Annotated in this window: 2 protein-coding genes and 2 pseudogenes; 3 read left to right on the top strand and 1 reads right to left on the bottom strand. The window is 61.7% G+C overall.

Annotation, left to right across the window (positions count from 1 at the left end; genetic code table 11):
• Positions 1-751, top strand: a pseudogene (locus EN984_RS32250) (IS3 family transposase); the annotation flags it as partial.
• On the opposite strand, the pseudogene EN984_RS32245 reads toward EN984_RS32250, so the two are convergent.
• A pseudogene (locus tag EN984_RS32245) lies at positions 746-887 on the bottom strand (transposase); the annotation flags it as partial. The pseudogenes EN984_RS32250 and EN984_RS32245 sit on opposite strands and share 6 nt — an antisense overlap.
• A gap of 369 nt (positions 888-1,256) precedes the next feature.
• Here EN984_RS32245 and queC point away from each other — a divergent pair.
• On the top strand, positions 1,257-1,955 hold the full coding sequence (queC, locus tag EN984_RS32240) for a 7-cyano-7-deazaguanine synthase QueC (protein WP_063170389.1): 699 nt from the start codon (positions 1,257-1,259) through the stop codon (positions 1,953-1,955).
• Positions 1,955-2,113: 6-carboxytetrahydropterin synthase (locus EN984_RS32235; RefSeq protein WP_206517534.1), on the top strand; the 159-nt coding region annotated here is incomplete at its 3' end. The genes queC and EN984_RS32235, both read left to right, overlap by 1 nt.

Raw genomic sequence — 2,113 nt, 5'->3', positions numbered from 1 at the left:
ACCGGCGTCTTCTCGTGATGCTGAGGCGGGAGGGCCTGGTCGTGAACCACAAGAAGCTGTTCCGGCTCTATCGGGAGGAGAAGCTCGCCGTCGCCGCCGTGGCGGCCGCAAGCGGGCGATCGGGACCAGGGCGCCGATGCTGGTGCCGCTGAGGCCCGACGAGCGCTGGTCGCTCGACTTCGTATCGGACCAGCTCACCGACGGGCGCCGCTTCCGCATCCTGGCCGTCGTCGACGACTGCACGAGAGAGTGCCTCGCACTCATCGTTGATACGTCTCTCTCGGGCATGCGGGTTGCCCGCGAATTGGACGGCTCATCACCGAGCGGGGCCGGCCCAGGATGATCGTCAGCGACAATGGCAGCGAGTTCACCTCGAACGCCATCCTCTCCTGGGCGGATCAGAACCGCGTCGAATGGCATTACATTGCGCCCGGCAAGCCGATGCAGAATGGCTTCATCGAGAGCTTCAACGGCCGACTGCGCGATGAACTGCTCAACGAGACGCTGTTCACCTCGCTGGCTCAGGCGCGCGTAGCCATCGCCCTGTGGCACGCCGACTACAACACCGCGCGGCCGCACTCCCCCCTGGCAGACCCCGGCCAAGTTCGCCAGCACCTTCAATCCGCGACGGTCGCTCGCGCTGCGCTATGCCAAAGGCTCCGCGCCAGCGCCCGTCGCTTCACCCGCCCAGCAGGGCACAACCCACGCCGGAAACGAACTCAAAACTGCTGGGGCAACGTCAGTCCCATAGAGCCTTGATGGTTATCTCGGCCTTTGCTCGCAGCAGCGCCTTAGGTTGGGCGAAGGCGTTCTCAATCGGATTGAAGTCGGGACTGTAGGGCGGCAGTTAGAGCAGGCTCGCCTGCGGCCTCAATCGCGCCGCGCAGGGTTCTCCAGGCGGATGTCGCCAATGTCAAATTTGCTGGCATCCATGTCGCCCTCGCCAACCGCACAAGCGAAGGCCAGAAAGCCAACATGTGTTCTGCGGCTTAATTAAGAGTCAGCCGATGTCGGCCGAACATCACCTTGTCTCGAAGTCGACGATCGGACAGCAGGTTGCGAAAGTTGGCGCGATGCGAAACAAACTGCTGAAGCGCTCAACTTTTATTGATCACGCGTGTTGGACGCGACGCACTCCCGTTCCAATCGGGCTGAGCGCAAATTCTCCCGGTTCACAAAACTGAGTCGCTGGAGTAGTGGGGGCGCAGAGAAATCTCCGGTCGCAGCCTTACCCGGTCAAAACAAGGATACCAATGATGAAGACTCTCGCCGTCTGCTCTGGCGGATTGGACTCCGTTTCCCTTGCTCACATGGTGGCAGCGGAGCACGAACTCACCGGCCTTCTATCTTTCGACTATGGCCAACGGCACAGGAAGGAATTGGGCTTCGCCGCTCTTTGCGCGCAGCGACTGAAGGTCCCGCACCAGATCATCGACATCGGCGAAATTGGCCGTGGCCTTTCCGGCTCAGCGCTGACTAGCAGTATCGACGTGCCGGACGGCCACTACGCCGAAGACACGATGAAGATTACGGTGGTGCCGAACCGCAATGCCATCATGTTGGCAATCGCCTTCGGTCTCGCCGCCGCCCACAGCGCCGAAGCGGTGGCGGCGGCCGTGCATGGTGGGGACCATTTCATCTATCCCGATTGCCGTCCGGCCTTCATTGAAGCTTTCCAGACAATGCAAGACCGCGCGCTCGACGGCTATGCGCAGATACGCCTCTATGCACCGTATGTGAATCTCGGAAAAGCTGACATTGTTGCGGATGGCGCAAGATACGGCACCCCGTTTGCTGAGACCTGGTCCTGTTACAAGGGCGGCGTGCGTCACTGCGGACGATGCGGGACCTGCGTCGAGCGGCGCGAAGCGTTCCATCTCGCCGGGCACGCTGATCCCACCGACTACGAGGACGCCGATTTCTGGCTTGAGGCGCTGCGCAGGAGGCGCGCGTAATGTTCCACATCAGCAAGGAATTCCACTTCTCGGCCTCGCATCAGCTCACCTCCTTGCCTCCCAACCATCAATGCGCGCGCCTGCACGGGCATAACTATGTCGTCGTAGTGGAGCTGTCGGCCAAGGAACTGGACGCCCACGGCTTCGTGCGCGACTAT

It is taken from the genome of Mesorhizobium sp. M7A.F.Ca.CA.004.12.1.1, from assembly GCF_003997835.1.
Taxonomy (GTDB): Bacteria; Pseudomonadota; Alphaproteobacteria; order Rhizobiales; family Rhizobiaceae; genus Mesorhizobium.
Note: the sequence above shows the minus strand (reverse complement) of the source record. Positions and strands in the feature narration are given on the sequence as shown.

Bases quoted from the DNA above. Each gene is read 5' to 3' on its own strand.
- queC (WP_063170389.1), top strand. From the start codon at position 1,257: ATGAAGACTCTCGCCGTCTGCTCTGGCGGATTGGACTCCGTTTCCCTT.